The organism is Pseudomonas sp. GW822-FHT02E03, from assembly GCF_058802325.1.
In genome coordinates, this window is the sequence record NZ_JBXAOA010000010.1 from 106596 (window position 1) to 121922 (window position 15327).

The 15327-nt window shown below is 60.0% G+C and carries 14 protein-coding genes; 10 read left to right on the plus strand and 4 right to left on the minus strand.

Features of this window, described 5'->3' with window-relative positions:
- Positions 1 to 8: 8 nt before the first annotated feature.
- Together nirD and nirB are read right to left on the minus strand one after the other, a co-directional pair.
- A complete protein-coding gene (gene nirD, locus AC1RQB_RS10580) occupies positions 9 to 395 on the minus strand; it encodes a nitrite reductase small subunit NirD (RefSeq protein ID WP_007901129.1) in 387 nt (128 codons plus the stop codon).
- The gene (gene nirB, locus AC1RQB_RS10585; protein WP_063343767.1) at positions 395 to 2956 is read right to left on the minus strand and encodes a nitrite reductase large subunit NirB; all 2562 of its coding nucleotides are present in this window, start codon (positions 2954 to 2956) and stop codon (positions 395 to 397) included. The genes nirD and nirB overlap by 1 nt, the downstream gene beginning before the upstream one ends.
- Before the next feature lie 961 nt (positions 2957 to 3917).
- Here nirB and AC1RQB_RS10590 point away from each other — a divergent pair.
- The 5 genes from AC1RQB_RS10590 (at position 3918) to AC1RQB_RS10610 (ending at position 7963) form a co-directional block, all read left to right on the plus strand.
- A complete protein-coding gene (locus tag AC1RQB_RS10590) occupies positions 3918 to 4277 on the plus strand; it encodes a DUF6124 family protein (protein WP_063343768.1) in 360 nt (119 codons plus the stop codon).
- A 278-nt stretch (positions 4278 to 4555) separates the two neighbouring features.
- Positions 4556 to 5161, plus strand: a complete 606-nt coding sequence (locus tag AC1RQB_RS10595; protein ID WP_008072038.1) for an SCO family protein — start codon at positions 4556 to 4558, stop codon at positions 5159 to 5161.
- Positions 5161 to 5634 (plus strand): copper chaperone PCu(A)C, encoded by a 474-nt coding sequence (locus AC1RQB_RS10600; protein ID WP_063343769.1) that lies wholly within the window; start codon positions 5161 to 5163, stop codon positions 5632 to 5634. The genes AC1RQB_RS10595 and AC1RQB_RS10600 overlap by 1 nt, the downstream gene beginning before the upstream one ends.
- A gap of 184 nt (positions 5635 to 5818) precedes the next feature.
- Positions 5819 to 6790, plus strand: a complete 972-nt coding sequence (locus AC1RQB_RS10605; protein WP_063343770.1) for a TerC family protein — start codon at positions 5819 to 5821, stop codon at positions 6788 to 6790.
- 246 nt (positions 6791 to 7036) lie between these two features.
- Positions 7037 to 7963 (plus strand): bifunctional 5,10-methylenetetrahydrofolate dehydrogenase/5,10-methenyltetrahydrofolate cyclohydrolase, encoded by a 927-nt coding sequence (locus tag AC1RQB_RS10610; RefSeq protein WP_177319510.1) that lies wholly within the window; start codon positions 7037 to 7039, stop codon positions 7961 to 7963.
- A 127-nt stretch (positions 7964 to 8090) separates the two neighbouring features.
- Here the strand turns inward: AC1RQB_RS10610 and AC1RQB_RS10615 are convergent, their stop codons facing one another.
- A complete protein-coding gene (locus AC1RQB_RS10615; protein ID WP_063343771.1) occupies positions 8091 to 8609 on the minus strand; it encodes an SgcJ/EcaC family oxidoreductase in 519 nt (172 codons plus the stop codon).
- Between the two features lie 170 nt (positions 8610 to 8779).
- Between AC1RQB_RS10615 and AC1RQB_RS10620 the strand changes: the two genes are divergently transcribed.
- Genes AC1RQB_RS10620 through AC1RQB_RS10635 form a run of 4 tightly spaced genes read left to right on the plus strand, consistent with a single transcriptional unit; the run spans position 8780 to position 13399 of the window.
- A complete protein-coding gene (locus AC1RQB_RS10620) occupies positions 8780 to 9964 on the plus strand; it encodes a sensor histidine kinase (protein WP_063343772.1) in 1185 nt (394 codons plus the stop codon).
- The gene (locus AC1RQB_RS10625; protein ID WP_063343773.1) at positions 9961 to 10614 is read left to right on the plus strand and encodes a response regulator; all 654 of its coding nucleotides are present in this window, start codon (positions 9961 to 9963) and stop codon (positions 10612 to 10614) included. The genes AC1RQB_RS10620 and AC1RQB_RS10625 overlap by 4 nt, the downstream gene beginning before the upstream one ends.
- Positions 10611 to 12938, plus strand: coding sequence for an ATP-binding protein (locus AC1RQB_RS10630; protein ID WP_063343774.1), 2328 nt, complete (start codon positions 10611 to 10613; stop codon positions 12936 to 12938). The genes AC1RQB_RS10625 and AC1RQB_RS10630 overlap by 4 nt, the downstream gene beginning before the upstream one ends.
- The gene (locus tag AC1RQB_RS10635; protein WP_007901111.1) at positions 12935 to 13399 is read left to right on the plus strand and encodes a response regulator; all 465 of its coding nucleotides are present in this window, start codon (positions 12935 to 12937) and stop codon (positions 13397 to 13399) included. Before AC1RQB_RS10630 ends, AC1RQB_RS10635 begins: the two co-directional genes overlap by 4 nt.
- On the opposite strand, the gene AC1RQB_RS10640 is transcribed toward AC1RQB_RS10635, so the two are convergent.
- The gene (locus tag AC1RQB_RS10640; protein WP_063343775.1) at positions 13376 to 14293 is read right to left on the minus strand and encodes an alpha/beta fold hydrolase; all 918 of its coding nucleotides are present in this window, start codon (positions 14291 to 14293) and stop codon (positions 13376 to 13378) included. The genes AC1RQB_RS10635 and AC1RQB_RS10640 overlap by 24 nt on opposite strands.
- A 309-nt stretch (positions 14294 to 14602) precedes the next feature.
- Between AC1RQB_RS10640 and AC1RQB_RS10645 the strand changes: the two genes are divergently transcribed.
- The gene (locus AC1RQB_RS10645) at positions 14603 to 15289 is read left to right on the plus strand and encodes a glutathione S-transferase family protein (RefSeq protein ID WP_063343776.1); all 687 of its coding nucleotides are present in this window, start codon (positions 14603 to 14605) and stop codon (positions 15287 to 15289) included.
- Positions 15290 to 15327 lie beyond the last annotated feature (38 nt).

Consider the following 15327-nt stretch of genomic DNA (forward strand, 5'->3'; position numbering starts at 1 on the left):
AGCAGCGATCAAGCCGCCGCGACTTCCACAACGCCGGCGTTCAGGCGCACCGGCCACACCCGCAGACGCTGCTCCGGGTACTCCAGGCAACTGCCGTCTTCGAGACGAAAATGCTGCTTGTAGATCGGCGACGCTACCACCAGATCACCCTTGAGGCTGCCGATCAGTCCGCGGCCGATGACGTTCGCGCCGGATTGCGGATCATGGTTGTCGATGGCGTAGAGGGTGCGACCTTCGGCCTGCGGCAGGTAGAACAGCGCCACCTGCGCGCCGTCGAGCCAGACCACGACGCCGGAGTTGCTGACCAGATCCTGCTGGCTGCACACCGCCTGCCAGGCTTGGGCATTGGCTGCGGTTGCAGGGGCTTCGACACGCTGGGTAGTGGACTGGCTCATCAGGCATTCTCCTCGGTGACAGGGATAAGGTTGAGTTCGGCAGCCATGATCGGCCGGCGCTGACCGCGTTCCTGAACAAAATGGATGTCCGGGTCCGGGCGTTGATCGTTGACGAAGGTGCGGAAGCGCTTGAGTTTTTCCGGGTCTTTGAGGGCGTTGGCCCATTCGCATTCGTAGCGGTTGACCACCAGTTGCATCTGCGCTTCAAGTTCCGCGCCAAGTCCCAGGCTGTCGTTGATGATCACGTCCTTGAGGTAATCCAGACCGCCCTCCAGGCTTTCGCGCCAGACCGAGGTGCGCTGCAATTTGTCGGCGGTGCGGATGTAGAACATCAGGAAGCGGTCGATGTAACGGATCAGGGTTTCATCGTCCAGGTCGGTGGCGAACAGCTCGGCGTGGCGTGGGCGCATGCCGCCGTTCCCGGCCACGTAGAGGTTCCAGCCGTTCTCGGTGGCGATCACGCCCACGTCTTTGCTCTGCGCCTCGGCACATTCACGGGTACAACCGGAGACCGCGAACTTGAGCTTGTGCGGCGAACGCAGGCCTTTGTAGCGATCCTCGAGAGTCAGGGCCATTTTCACGCTGTCCTGCACGCCGTAACGGCACCAGGTGCTGCCCACGCAAGACTTCACCGTGCGGGTCGATTTGCCGTAGGCATGCCCGGTTTCGAAACCGGCCTCAATCAACTCGGACCAGATGTCCGGCAACTGATGCAACTGCGCGCCGAACAAGTCGATCCGCTGGCCGCCGGTGATTTTGGTGTAGAGGTCGTATTTCTTCGCCACCACGCCAATCGCAATCAGCTTGTCGGCGGTGATCTCGCCCCCGGCGATGCGCGGCACCACCGAATAGGTGCCGTTTTTCTGCATGTTGGCCATGAAGGTGTCGTTGGTGTCCTGCAGCGGCACCAGCGAGGCGTCCATGATCGGCTGGTTCCAGCACGAAGCGAGGATCGAGCCCACCGCCGGTTTGCACACGTCGCAACCGGTGTGACCACGGCCATGTTTTGCCAGCAGCTCTTCGAAAGTGATCACCCCTTCTACCCGCACCAGCGCATAAAGCTCCTGACGGGTGTAGGCGAAGTGTTCACACAGGCTCTTGTCGACACTGACACCACGGGCAATCAATTCATGCTCGAACACTTGCTTGAGCAGCCCCGCGCAACCGCCGCAACCGGTGCAAGCCTTGGTCTGCGACTTGAGCAGGCCGAGGTCGGTGCAGCCACCGTCGATGGCCGAGCAGATCGAGCCCTTGGTGACGTTATGGCACGAGCAAACGGTCGCCGACTCGGGCAGCGCGCCCGGGCCCAGGGTTGGCGCGCCGGTGGACGATGGCAGAATCAGGCTGGCGGGTTCCGACGGCAAGGCAATGCCGTTCTGCATGTATTGCAGCAAGGTGTCGTAATAGCTGTTGTCGCCGACCAACACCGCGCCGAGCACGCGCTTGCTGTCAGCATCCACCACCAGGCGGCGGTAGCTGGCCGTCGCTTCATCGATGAACTGATAACTGCGCGCACCCGGGGTCTGGGCATGAGCATCACCGATGGAGCCGACATCGACGCCGAGCAGTTTGAGCTTGGTCGACATGTCGGCGCCCTGGAACGGCTCCGCCACTTGATTGCACAGCAGCGTCGCGACGCCACGGGCCATCTGATAACCAGGGGCGACCAGACCGAAGAGGCTGCCGTTCCAGGCGGCACACTCGCCGATGGCGTAGATGTTCGGATCGCTGGTCAGGCACTGATCGTCAATCACCACGCCGCCACGCGGACCGATGTCCAGCGCACATTGGCGGGCCAGCGCGTCTTGCGCGCGGATGCCGGCAGAGAACACGATCAGGTCGGCTTCCAAAAATTCGTCGTTGGCAAAATTCATCCGATAACGGTATTCCTCGCCAGCACTGATCGACTGCGTGCCACGGGACAGATGCACGCCAACACCGAGCCGCTCGATTTGCGCCTTCAATGCCAGGCCACCCTGCTCGTCCAGCTGCACCGGCATCAGGCGCGGGGCAAATTCCACCACATGCGCTTCCAGGCCCAGGCTTTTCAGGGCATTGGCGGCTTCCAGACCGAGCAGGCCACCTCCGACCACCACGCCACGCCGCGCATTGGCCGCCGCGGCACGAATCGCGTCGAGGTCTTCCAGAGTGCGATAGACCAGGCGCGAGTCACCTTCCGCACCTTCAATAGGCGGCACGAAGGGATAAGACCCGGTGGCCAGAACCAGTTTGTCGTAAGCGACGCAACCTTGTGCGGTGATCACCTGGCGTCGCGCTCGGTCGATTTCCAGCACCGGCACGCCCAGATGCAAAGTAACGCCCGGCGTCTGGTACAGAGAGGCTTCGCCCAGAGCCAGCGACTCGGCATCGCGACCGCCGAAATACTCGGACAGATGCACCCGGTCGTAGGCGCGCATCGGCTCTTCACTGAAGACATGCAGCCGGTAGTGGTCGAGGGCACCGCGCTCGATGAGCTGCTCGACACAATGATGTCCGACCATGCCATTGCCGATCACGATCAGTGTTTGCAGTTTGTTCAACGCGGCAACATTGGAATTCATAGTAAGCACCCAGCCAAAGCCAATCACGGTTAAAAAAAGCAAAAAAAAACGCCTGAAACCTCTCGGTTTCAGGCGTCTTTGCCTGTTCTTCGCGGTGTTCGACCTGGCGCCTTCGCCGGATCCACCGATGTTGCCCACGACCTGCTCGGCCGCTCGATCATCGTTGACCGAGTGGGCTGCCCATCTGTTTTCGATGGGCCTGAGGGGAACAATGCAGCCTTTGTGCCAGTCCGCGGTGTGTGACTTCCTCAGCTCTGGAAAACCGGCCTCTGAACGATGGGGAAATGTGATAAAGACACCGGCCCATGCGCGTCTCATCAGGCTTCCGGCCCCCGCGAGCGGGTGGGCGGACGTTTGAGCTGAAGGAAGGAATAGCTCAGGAAACCGCTTCGCACTGGTGCACGGTGTCAGGCATGGCTCTTTAAAAGTGCATGCGGCTACGTTCTATTTGGGCTTGAGCAATGCCAGTGAGTTAAGCGCGAATCCCTGTGGGAGCGGCGGTGCGACGATTCGACTTGCTCGCGAAGACGGCGGCACAGTCAATATTGATGTCGCCTGACACGCCGCTTTCGCGAGCAAGCCCGCTCCCACAGGGATTTGCAACATTGCCGGAATGCGCGTGTTTAAAAGCCCTGAAGGTTACTTCCTGAAAGCTACAAGATCTTGCGCCGTTGCCTACGCTTACGCCAGAATCCGCCGGCTTGTGCGCCTTGGGGTTGCTCGGTAACTTGATTCGCGTCACTGCCCATCAGTGATCGGGTTTAGCAGCCCGGGGTTACAAGCAAGGTGCACAAGCTCTTGTCAGTCAGGCATTCCCATGCCTGCACTTGATGGTGGTTGTGCGCAGGGCGCCTTCGGGCGCGCCGGCTTTGCTAGCTTCCCCGGTCTGCTAACCTGCGTACAGCTGCCTCCCTCTCGTTTAGCAGCAGGAGGGTTGGCACCCAATCAGAGAAGCCAGCTTATGTTCAAGGTTACGCCCAACCCACCGGACAGGGATCCGATCTCTCCATACGAGCCCGATTCAAAGAAGCTCAATGAGGCCGCCGAGCGGGCTCTGAACTTCCACTTCCCGTCGAATGCCGACATCAAAGCCACCGCGCGTAAACCCAGCAAGCTGTTTGCCGTGGCCCCAGAGGCGACTACCGAAACCCTGGCGGTTTTTTTGGTCGAGACTCTGGCCTCGGTCGATGTGATGGTCCATCAGTTGGTGGATCATCTGGAAGGTGAGTCGCGTCACGCCCTGCTGGGCATTTCAAACAGCATCATGGTGGCGGAGATCACCGCGAACCGGGTGCTGGATCACATTAATACGCCTGAGTAGGTGCGGTCTGCTGTGGTGAAAGGGCTTACTGCGTTGGGCTGTGCAGCGGTCTTTTTTGGGGGCCGCTGCGCGCCCCAGCGGGAGCAAGCTCCCTCGCCACAGGTTTCTCGGTGTTTGTTCCCAGTAGGGTATCCCGAGGCCGCGACCTTTTGGCGCATGACCGGTGGGCCATCGATTGAGCGCCATGGCGCAACAGTTTGTTAACATCCGTGCGCTTTTTTTCGTCTGATTGATCAGCCACTGTAGATTCCCGGTCGCTACACAGGATGCTTTTTTCCATGAGTACGTTGTATACCCGTCGCACGGTCCTGCAAGGCATGAGCCTGTTGAGCCTTGGCCTGCTCGCCGGATGCGATGACAGCAGCAAGCTGTCGTTCAAGTACGGCAAGGACCTCAGCGACAAGATCATGGGGCGTACCTTCAAACTCAAGGACGCCCAGGGCGAGTACCGGATGCTGGGCAGCTATCGGGGCCTGATGCCGATGGTTTTTTTCGGTTTCACCCAATGTCCGGCGGTCTGCCCGACGACGCTGGCCCGTGCGGCACAGGCGAAAAAACTGATGGGCCGCGATGGCGAACGCCTGCAAGTGATCTTCATCACCCTGGACCCCGAGCGGGATACGCCGCAAATGCTCGACGCCTACGTCAAAGCCTTCGATCCAAGTTTCGAGGCGCTGTACGGCTCGCTGGAAGAAACCGCCGCCACCGCCAAGGAGTTCGGTGTGTTCTTTGAAAAGATCCCGAGCGGCTCGACCTATACCCTCTCCCACACCGCGACCAGCTTCGTTTTCGACTCCCGAGGCACTTTGCGCCTGGGGCTGTCCGCGTCCCTTACCGCTCAAGAGTGTGCAGAAGACCTGCTCACCGTCATGGAGGTCTGCTGATGACTTCGATCTACGCACCACGTATTAAACAGCTGGCCCTGGGCCTTTTCCTGATCGGCACGGCCTGGCAGGTGTGCGCCCAAACCCAGGTGAACGACGCCTGGGTCCGCGCGACGGTAGCCGGCCAGCATTCGACCGGCGCCTTCATGACCCTGCAGGCCGACAGCGACAGCAAATTGCTCAGCGTGCAGTCGCCGGTCGCGAACACCGTGCAAATTCACCAATCCAGCATGAAAGACGATGTGATGAGCATGAGCCAGGTCGAGTCCGTCGCGCTGCCGGCCGGCAAACCGGTGAGCTTCGATCCCCATGGCTACCACATCATGCTGATGGACCTGACGACGCAGGTTAAGGAAGGCGACAAAGTGCCCCTGACCCTGACCGTGGAAAACGCCAAGGGCGAAAAAGAGACGATCAAGGTTGACGCCGAGACTCGGGCGCTCGGCATGCAGGATCACAGCAAGATGCATTGAGAGACTCAATCCCGCCCCGTCTGAACGCCGCTGTTGCGGCGGTGTTCGGCTCGCGCTGAGAATTATCTGCGACACTTCGTAAATAACGAATTATTGGTAAAGAATATTCGATTTTTCTTCGCTGCAATCTCCCCGCTAGCATGACCCTGTCGGCTCCAGAACAAGTCCAGACAGGGAGAACGACATGCAACCCCTGAACATCGGTGAACTCTGGATGTGGGTCACCTTCATTGCCTTCGTCATCGCCATGCTGGCTTTGGATCTGTTTGTTTTCGGCGGGCGCAAGGCGCATCGGGTATCGGTGCGCGAGGCGTCGTCCTGGGTGATTGCGTGGTGCGTGCTAACGCTGACCTTCGCAGGATTGCTCTGGTGGTACTTGAATGGCGAGTTCGGGCCCGAGATCGCCCAGCGCAAAATCCTCGAATTCCTCACGGGCTATCTGATCGAACAGTCGCTGTCGATCGACAACATGTTTGTCTTCGTGATGATTTTCAGCTACTTCGCCGTACCTGCGGAGTTACAGCGTCGAGTGTTGCTGTACGGTGTGCTCGGGGCCATCGTGATGCGTGGGGTGATGATTCTCGCCGGTGTGTGGCTGGTGTCACAGTTCGCGTGGTTGTTGTATGCGTTCGGTGTGTTCCTGATCATCACCGGAATCAAGATGCTGGCATTCGCCCATCAGCGGCCTGACCTCAATAAAAACCCCATATTGCGCTGGATACACCGCCATCTGCGCGTCACCGACGAGTTTCATGGCGAGCGTTTTTTTGTAATGCAAAACAGTCGGTACTGGGCGACGCCGATGTTTCTGGTACTGGTGCTGATCGAAGCCAGCGATCTGATGTTTGCGGTCGACAGTATCCCGGCGATCTTCGCCATTACCACCGACCCGTTCATTGTGTTCACCTCGAACATCTTCGCGATCATGGGCCTGCGCGCCCTGTACTTTTTGCTGGCCGACATGGCTGACCGCTTCCACCTGCTCAAATACGGTTTGGCGATCGTACTGGTGTTCATCGGCGCCAAGATGACGCTGATGCCGTGGCTTCACATGCCGGTTGAATGGTCGCTGGCCGTTGTCGGCGGGATCATACTGACTTCGGTGCTGTTGAGTCTGGTCTTGACCCGCAAGGAGGATCAAATGCGCTCCCTGTAGGAGCCGCCGCAGTCTGCGATTTTTTATCGATAACGAAGATCAAGATCAAAAGATCGCAGCCTTCGGCAGCTCCTACAGATTGCCCACGATCCCTTGCCTGTCTTATCTTCCGGTGTTGCGGTGGTATCGGCCTGCCCTCAACTGGTAGCCTGTACGTCCCTGCCTGCATGTCTCTGATGGATCATCGGCGCGCGAAGACGCCTTGATGATCACTGCCCCCTTTTTAATCAGACAACGGTGACTCTTTTGACCAGCAGCACCCCCGCATTTGCCCGCGATATCGACGGCAAAGCCATTTCTGCCCAGGTTCTCGACGAGGTCCGGGAAGAGGTTCTGGCCCTGGCCGGCCAGCAGATCTATCCCGCCCTGGCGGTCCTGTTGGTCGGTGACGACCCGGCCAGCCACGTTTATGTGCGCAACAAACTGCTGCGGGCCAAGGAAGTCGGCATCCGCTCCCTTGAATACCGCCTGCCGGAAACCGCCAGCCAGGCCCAGGTGCTGGAACTGATTGCGCAACTCAACGCCGATGCCTCGGTGACCGGCATCCTGGTGCAACTGCCCTTGCCGGACTCTATCGATGAGCAGGCAGTGATTCATGCCATCGACCCGATCAAGGACGTCGACGGTTTTCATCGGGAAAACGTCGGTGGGCTGGTGCAAGGCATGGAGGTCCTGACCCCGTGCACGCCCAGTGGCTGCATGCGCCTGCTGCACGAGACCTGCGGTGATGACTTGAGCGGCTTGCACGCGGTGGTCATCGGCCGTTCGAACATTGTCGGCAAACCGATGGCGACCTTGCTGTTGCAGGCCAACTGTTCGGTCAGCGTGGTGCATTCGCGTAGCGTCGATGCCCCGGCGTTGTGCCGGCTGGCGGATATCGTGGTCGCGGCGGTGGGTCGGCCTGAGTTGATCGACGCCAGTTGGCTCAAACCCGGCGCGGTGGTGATCGACGTCGGCATCAACCGCATCGCCAGCGAATCCGGCGATCGTCTGGTGGGCGATGTCGACTATGCCAGCGCCCGCACCGTCGCCCGTGCGATCACCCCGGTGCCCGGTGGCGTCGGGCCGATGACCATTGCCTATCTGCTGAAAAACACCCTGATCGCCAGCCAGTTGCAACGCGCCGCCCAGGCCCGCGGGCAGCAACCTGTGGACGACCTTGCGTTGAACTGAGCACAACGCACGGAAAAACCTGTGGGAACGGGCTTGCCCGCGATGAGGGCGAGTCAGTCGATATCAATGTTGACTGATACACCGCTATCGCGGGCAAGCCCGCTCCCACAGGGATTGTGCTTGGCCGTTACTTCCCGGCGTGCAGCACCTGCGCTTGCGGCATCGCCGAAGAGTGATGGTTGAGAATCTTCCACTGCCCGCCAACCTGCTCATAAACGAAGGTGTAGCGGGCCTGCACCTGACGGATTTTGCCATCGGCTTCAGTCAGGAAAAAAGTGTAGACGCCACTGTCCATTGCCACATTCGCGCCCAATGGACGGATCTCACGGAAGTTGATCTGGCCCACCGGTTTGAGCGCCATGAAGTGATCGAAGTAGTCCTTGATCTGTGCCGGCGTGGTGCGCACCTTGTTGGAAACCGTCGGCTGCAGCACGGCGTTCGGCGCGTACAGGTCGACCACGCTCTGAACATTGCCGCTCTTCAATGCGCTATTCCATTGATCAAACAGCGCGGCGATTTCACGATCCTTCACGTTACCGGGCTGTTCGGCCACGCTGCTGTAGACGTAAGGCACTGCCTCCAACGCCTGGGCCAACGGGGTGGTCAGGGCGAACAACAGGGCGATGGTTGAGGTCTTGAATTTCATTGCGCGATTCCAATGGTGGTCGATGGCCACACTGTGCCGCTCGGAACGTCGCCCGCCATCGGCCAACCGGAGTCATTTGCCTATGCCATTCGGCAGATAGCGCCCTGCCCCGTCAACAAGGTTTAATGACGCCCCAGCCCGAACGGGCGTGCCTGCGCCGGAATATGCCCATGCCAAACCCTGATCATGACCCCGGTAGCGCCTTGGCCATTCGGACCCAGTATCGGCAATCGCAAAGTCGCGCCGCGCGACTGCGGTTGCTGGTGGATACCGGCCAGGAACTGACGCAACTGGCCCCCGCAGCCATGCGTCAACGGGTGCTGCAACGGGCCTGTGCCTTCCTCGCGATGGACCACGCGTTACTGCTGGAATGGGACGTGGATGCGCAGGTCAGGACCACCGCCAGTCACGGCAGCCGTGATCGTTTATGCAGCCTCGAACACCTCGCCGATACCGCGATGCGCACCCCGCAATGGCAGGAACAGCCGAGCGCGGTTCTGCCCAATGTGCTGCGGGTGCCTCTGCGCGGCGGCGATGGCGCGGCCTTCGGTGCGTTGGTACTGGCCAACAGCGTCAGCATCAGTGCACCGGACACCGAGGACCTCGAATCCCTGCAATTGCTCGCCACCCTGCTGGCCGCGCACCTGGAAAACCAGCGGTTGCTGGATGCACTGGTGGCCCGCGAGCGCACCATGTCCGATCTGGTCCACAGGCTGTTCAGGGCACAGGAAGACGAACGCAAACGCATGGCTTACGACCTGCACGACGGCCTGGCGCAAACCCTCGCCGGGCTGCATCAGCGCCTGCAAGGTTTTGCCGGCCGCTGCCCGCCACTGCCCGACGAACTCAGCGCAGACTTACAGACGATTCTTGCACTGGCCCAGCACTGTGTCGGTGAAGGCCGGCAACTGATCAGCGGCCTGCGCCCGACGGTACTCGACGACTTTGGCTTGCTGAAGGCGGTCGACAAAGAAGCGGATCGCCTGCGTGACGCCGGGATCAAAGTGAACTGGAGCATGCGTTGCGAAGCACGTTTGCCCAGCCAGGTGGAGATCGCCCTGTTCCGGATCGCCCAGGAAGGCATCAACAATATTCTCAAACATGCGCAGGCCAGCCACGTCATCCTGGCGCTGGAACTGCACGAAGGACTGGCCTCGCTACGGCTGGACGACAACGGCAAAGGCTTTGCCATGGAGCAACGACTCGACACCTGCGGCGCCCGGCACTTGGGGCTCGCGGCGATGAAGGAACGCGCAAGCCTGCTGGGCGGCGATTTCACTTGCGTCAGCCATGTGCATGGCGGGACGCAACTGCGCGCCACCGTACCTTCCGACCTCAATGGAACAGCTCAATGACTGAAGTTTTACGTCTGGTTCTGGCGGACGACCATGAGGTCACCCGAACCGGTTTCGTCGCGCTGCTGGCCGGCCATCCGCAATTCGAAGTGGTCGGCCAGGCCCGCGATGGCCAGGAAGCGGTGGACGCGTGCGAACGGCTGTTGCCCGACATCGTCATCCTCGACATTCGCATGCCCGTGCTCAATGGGTTGGGCGCGGCGCGAATTCTTCAGCAGCGCCTGCCGGCCCTGAAAGTGGTGATCTTCACCATGGACGACAGCCCGGATCACCTGGAAGCGGCGATGAATGCCGGTGCCGTGGGTTACCTGCTCAAAGACGCCAGCCGCAATGAAGTGATTGACGCCCTGCAACGCGTCGCCGCGGGCGAGGAAGCCCTCAATAGCGCGGTCAGCGCCCGCCTGCTGCGGCGCATGACCGAACGCAATGCCAGTGGCGCCGCGCCTGCCGAAACTTTGACCGCCCGCGAACGCCAGGTCCTCGGGTTGGTAGCCAGCGGCTTCAGCAATCGTGAAATCGGCGAAGAACTCGGTATCACCACGGGAACGGCCAAAGCCCACGTGGAACGGGTCATCGGCAAACTCGGCGCCGCCGACCGAACCCAGGCGGCCGTTCGTGGCATGGCCCTGGGGCTGGTGACCCAGTCATGAAGGTTTCAAATGCTCGACGCTGGGCCGATCTGCCGTTACGTGGCAAAGCCCTCGTGGTGATTTCCCTTCCATTGGTAATCCTGTTGCTCTCGCTGGTGCTGATTTACATCACCGAGCGTCAGACCGCACGCGCGGAAGAGGATGTACGTCGCGTGCTGCTGGTGCAAGGCGACATTCAGGCCGTGCACACCCTGCTCGCCGAGGCCGCCGCCAGCGTGCGCGGCTATCTGCTGACCCGCCGCGAGGATTTCCTGCCGGGTTATCGGCAAGCCAAGCCCTTGATCGAATCAGCCCTGCGACGGCTCGACAGCAATGTTCGCGATGAGCGGGTGCGCAAACATCTGGAGGCGATCACCCCGCTGATCGAGACCAAGGTCGAGGGTCTGGTTGAACTGCTTGACGATCGCAGCGCCACACCCGAGTCGATTACCACCATCCTGATCAACAACAAGCACATCCTCGACGAATTGCGTGAACGCATCAGCGCCATGCGCACCCTCGAGGATACGTTGCTGGCTGAGCGCACCGCGGCCGCGGCCTCCACTCGACAACGTTTGTTGTTCTCCACCCTGCTGGCCGCGGCCTGCGGGTTGTTTGGCGCCATTGTCGCGGTGCTGTTCCTGTCCAAGGGCATCGTCGCCCGGGTCAAACAGGTCCAGGGCAACGCACAACGACTGGCACTCGGTCAGCCGTTACTGCCGCAACCGCCGGAGAACGATGAGATTGGTCAATTGGGCACGCGCCTGGTCGAAGCCGGGCTGTTGCTGGCCGAACGTGAACGGGCGTTGCGCGACAACGAAGAGCGCCTGCGGCTGATCATCGACGGCGTGAAGGACTACGGTATTTTTGCCCTCGACACACAGGGCTTCGTCACCAGTTGGAATGCCGGCGCCGAACGGATCAAGGGCTACACCGAACAGGAAATCGTCGGCCAGCATTTTTCGGTGTTTTATCTGTCGCAAGAATGCCCGCAGCATCCCGACATGGCGCTGCGCGAGGCCACTCGCGACGGTCATTACATGGAAGAGGCCTGGCGTTGCCGCAAGGATGGCAGCCGCTTCTGGGCCAGCGTGGTGATTACCGCGCAATACGACAGCAGTGGCGCCTTGCGCGGATTTTCCAAGATCACCCGCGACATCACCGATCGCCGTGTGGCCGAGATAGCCCTGAGCACCGCACGAGAAGAAGCCGAACGCGCCAGCCGCGCCAAAAGCGAGTTCCTGTCGCGCATGAGCCACGAACTGCGTACTCCGCTCAACTCCATTCTCGGCTTCGCACAACTGTTGGACATGGATTCGCCCAAGGGCCAGCGAGCGCAAATTGGTCACATCCTGCGGGCCGGACAACACCTGCTGACCCTGATCAACGAGGTGCTGGACATCGCCAAGATCGAAGCCGGGCGCCTGCCGCTGAATGTTGAAGCCGTGCCCTTGGCGGTGGTGCTGCAAGAAGCCCTGACGCTGGTTTCCCCCATGGCTTGCGACGCCGGCATCCAATTGGTCGATTTGCCGATGCTGGCCGCCGACAGCGGGATCGTCGCCGATCGGCAACGCCTGGTTCAGGTGCTGCTCAACCTGCTGTCCAACGCGATCAAATACAACCGGCCCCAAGGCCAGGTGCACATCGAAGTCAGGGTTATTCAACAGCGAATTGCCGTGTCAGTCTGCGATACCGGCAAGGGCATTGCGGCCGATCGACTGGAGCAACTGTTCAAGCCATTCGAGCGTCTGGAGACCGATCCGAACGTGGAAGGCACCGGCCTGGGCCTGGCTTTGAGCAAGAGTCTGCTGGAAATGATGAACGGCAGCCTGACCGTCAAAAGCCAATCTGGCGAAGGTGCAAGTTTCACCCTGGAACTGCCCTTCGTACGCTTGCAGCCAGTCACCGAACCACCGGTTGCACGAGTCAGTCACCCAACGGTCACAGCCGCCCTCGCCGCTCCCGATTACCAGGGCAAAGTCCTGTGCATCGAAGACAATCTCTCAAGCCTGGCCCTGATCGAAACCCTGCTGCAACGACGGCCGCACATCCAGTTGCTCTCAAGCATGCAGGGGCAAATGGGTCTGGACCTGGCCCGTCAACATGCGCCGCAGCTGATTTTGCTCGACGTGGCGCTGCCGGATCTGGATGGTTTCAATGTGCTGCAACGCTTGCGTCAGTCATCCGTCACCCGTGCCATTCCCGTGCTGATGATCACCGCCGATGCCAGCGACCTCACGCATCTGGCCTTGCTGGAAGCGGGAGCGACGGCGGTGCTGACCAAGCCGATTCACATCCCTTCATTCCTCGCCCATCTTGACCAGCATTTACCGGAGCCCGTGTGAACACCGACCTGCGCATTCTGATCATCGACGACCAGCGGCCCAACCTCGACTTGATGGAGCAGTTGCTTGTCCGCGAAGGGCTGACCAATGTACTGAGCAGCACCCAGCCGCTGCGAACCCTGGACCTGTTCAACAGCTTCGAGCCGGACCTGGTAATTCTCGACCTGCACATGCCGGAGTTCGACGGCTTTGCCGTACTGGAACAACTCAACCGGCGCATCCCGACCGGCGAATACCTGCCAATCCTCGTGCTCACCGCCGACGCCACCCGCGATACCCGCCTGCGCGCGCTGGCCCTGGGCGCCAAAGACTTCATCAGCAAGCCACTGGACGCCCTGGAAACCATGCTGCGTGTCTGGAACCTGCTTGAAACCCGCGCGCTGTATAAAGCCTTGCGTACTTTGGTCCCGGCGGATCAGATCGAGTTGCTGCGTCAGTTAAAGCCGCACCCAGTTAGCTGATTGAAGGGGCGGAATCACTGACGCTTTGCTACTGAACGTCAGGTCTCGGGGCTGGCTCGGTATTTTGGCGACCGGCTGCAGAAAGCCCAGCAAGGCCTGCTGGGTGTCAGTCCAGGCCGTCGGGTGTTCCATATCGAGGAAGTGCCCGGCGTTCTTGATGGTCTGAAATTGAGCCTGAGGGCTATGCGCCGCAAAAAGACGGGCGTCTTCCACCGAGGTGTACTCATCCCGTTCGCCGTTGATAAACAGCAGTGGAACTTCGATGGCATCGGCACAGGAGACGTAGCAATGAGTGTCCTGAGTCAGCACCTCGTTGACGTGAAAGTGCATCTGCCGGTATTCGTGTTCGTCCAGGCTGCTGACATGGCGTTCGTTGAAACGTTTGAACAGCGACGGCAGATGCTTGCCGATCGTGCTGTTGATCAAGCGCGCGACATTGCGCCGATCACAGGCCTGGAGGAAGTGCCGGCCACTCTCCAGATAGTCGCGCATCGGCGTATTGATTCGCGCCGCGAATGAACTGATCACCGCTTTTTCGATTCGTCGTGGGTGCTGAGCCAGCGCCAGCAAAGTCGCCGCGCCGCCCCAGGAAAATGACAGCACATGCTGCGCCCGAAAGTGCTCGATCAACTCCAGCAATATTTCGGCTTCGGCTTCCTTGCGGATCGGCTGGTCATGCAGGTTGTGTTGTTTCGATTGACCGGCGTAGGGCTGATCGTAGAGGACTACATTGAAGCGTGGCCGCAGGTAGCGCACGGTCTGGGCAAAAGAGGCGGTCGTTGCCAGCGAGCCGTTGACCAGAATAATGGTCTTGTCGGCGGTGGCGTTGAGGTAATGCTCGGTGTAAACCCTGTACTTCTTACCAATCTGGACGATCGCAGTTTTCAACGTCATTTCATTCTATTCCTTGAACAAATTGGATCAGGCACACAGCTTGATTGACCGTCCGGCTTCCTCCGGGCAAGCCTGACAGCACAAACCAGCGACAACGGTACAAGGGCGCTGAGATGAACGCCATGACCAACAAGTCACAAACCGACCAGTGGCTCAGTCAAGCAGGGATTCTTCCGTTTGCAAGTATGCATATTCGAAATTGACTGCCCTGACGCACTGCTGAGATCCGCCTATGATTGTTCATTGCCCCGTCTTTTCATATCAGGGCCTTGCGCTTCCCGCCCCTCCCATCCAACGAGGAGTTGAAAGATGTCGCTGACGCTTTATTACCATCCCCTGGCGTCGTTCTGTCACAAAGTACTCATCGCGCTCTACGAAAACGGCACCGAATTCGAGAGAAGAATCATCGATCTCGGTGACCCTGCCGACAGCGCAGAACTTCAGGCATTGTGGCCAATCGGAAAGTTCCCAATAATTTTTGACGCTGTTCACCGGCGAAATCTGCCGGAGTCCAGCATCATCATCGAGTACGTGGATAGACGATTTCCAGGCACGCACCATCTGGTTCCAGACGATTGGGAGACCGCGCTGGAAGTCCGATTATGGGATCGCTTTTTCGACCATTATGTACAAGTGCCGATGCAACAGATTGTCAGTGATCGGCTACACGCGACCAACGGCGATGTGACCAAAGAGCGATCCATGCTGAAAACGGCCTACGACATGCTTGAACGCCGGATGGCATCCAGAATCTGGGTGGCCAGCCCGGCCTTCAGCATGGCCGATTGCGCCGCTGCCCCGGCACTTTTCTATGCTAGGACGCTCGTGCCATTCCCCGATGACTACGACCACTTGCGTGCCTATTTCGAGAGGTTGGTACAGAGACCATCATTTCAGCGCGTGATCGATGAAGCCCGGCCCTGGTTTTCGTTCTACCCGTTTGCGGAGGCCCTCGAACAACGGTTTCGCCAGGCGACGCATGATCCGCGTCCATAGGCCTCGCGCCTGATACCAGTCGGTACGGAGCGCGAAGG

Bases quoted from the DNA above. Each gene is read 5' to 3' on its own strand.
- AC1RQB_RS10620 (WP_063343772.1), top strand. From the start codon at position 8,780: ATGCCAAACCCTGATCATGACCCCGGTAGCGCCTTGGCCATTCGGACC.
- AC1RQB_RS10630 (WP_063343774.1), top strand. From the start codon at position 10,611: ATGAAGGTTTCAAATGCTCGACGCTGGGCCGATCTGCCGTTACGTGGC.
- nirD (WP_007901129.1), bottom strand. From the start codon at position 395: ATGAGCCAGTCCACTACCCAGCGTGTCGAAGCCCCTGCAACCGCAGCC.
- AC1RQB_RS10615 (WP_063343771.1), bottom strand. From the start codon at position 8,609: ATGAAATTCAAGACCTCAACCATCGCCCTGTTGTTCGCCCTGACCACC.
- nirB (WP_063343767.1), bottom strand. From the start codon at position 2,956: ATGAATTCCAATGTTGCCGCGTTGAACAAACTGCAAACACTGATCGTG.
- AC1RQB_RS10605 (WP_063343770.1), top strand. From the start codon at position 5,819: ATGCAACCCCTGAACATCGGTGAACTCTGGATGTGGGTCACCTTCATT.
- AC1RQB_RS10640 (WP_063343775.1), bottom strand. From the start codon at position 14,293: ATGACGTTGAAAACTGCGATCGTCCAGATTGGTAAGAAGTACAGGGTT.
- AC1RQB_RS10590 (WP_063343768.1), top strand. From the start codon at position 3,918: ATGTTCAAGGTTACGCCCAACCCACCGGACAGGGATCCGATCTCTCCA.
- AC1RQB_RS10625 (WP_063343773.1), top strand. From the start codon at position 9,961: ATGACTGAAGTTTTACGTCTGGTTCTGGCGGACGACCATGAGGTCACC.
- AC1RQB_RS10645 (WP_063343776.1), top strand. From the start codon at position 14,603: ATGTCGCTGACGCTTTATTACCATCCCCTGGCGTCGTTCTGTCACAAA.
- AC1RQB_RS10595 (WP_008072038.1), top strand. From the start codon at position 4,556: ATGAGTACGTTGTATACCCGTCGCACGGTCCTGCAAGGCATGAGCCTG.
- AC1RQB_RS10600 (WP_063343769.1), top strand. From the start codon at position 5,161: ATGACTTCGATCTACGCACCACGTATTAAACAGCTGGCCCTGGGCCTT.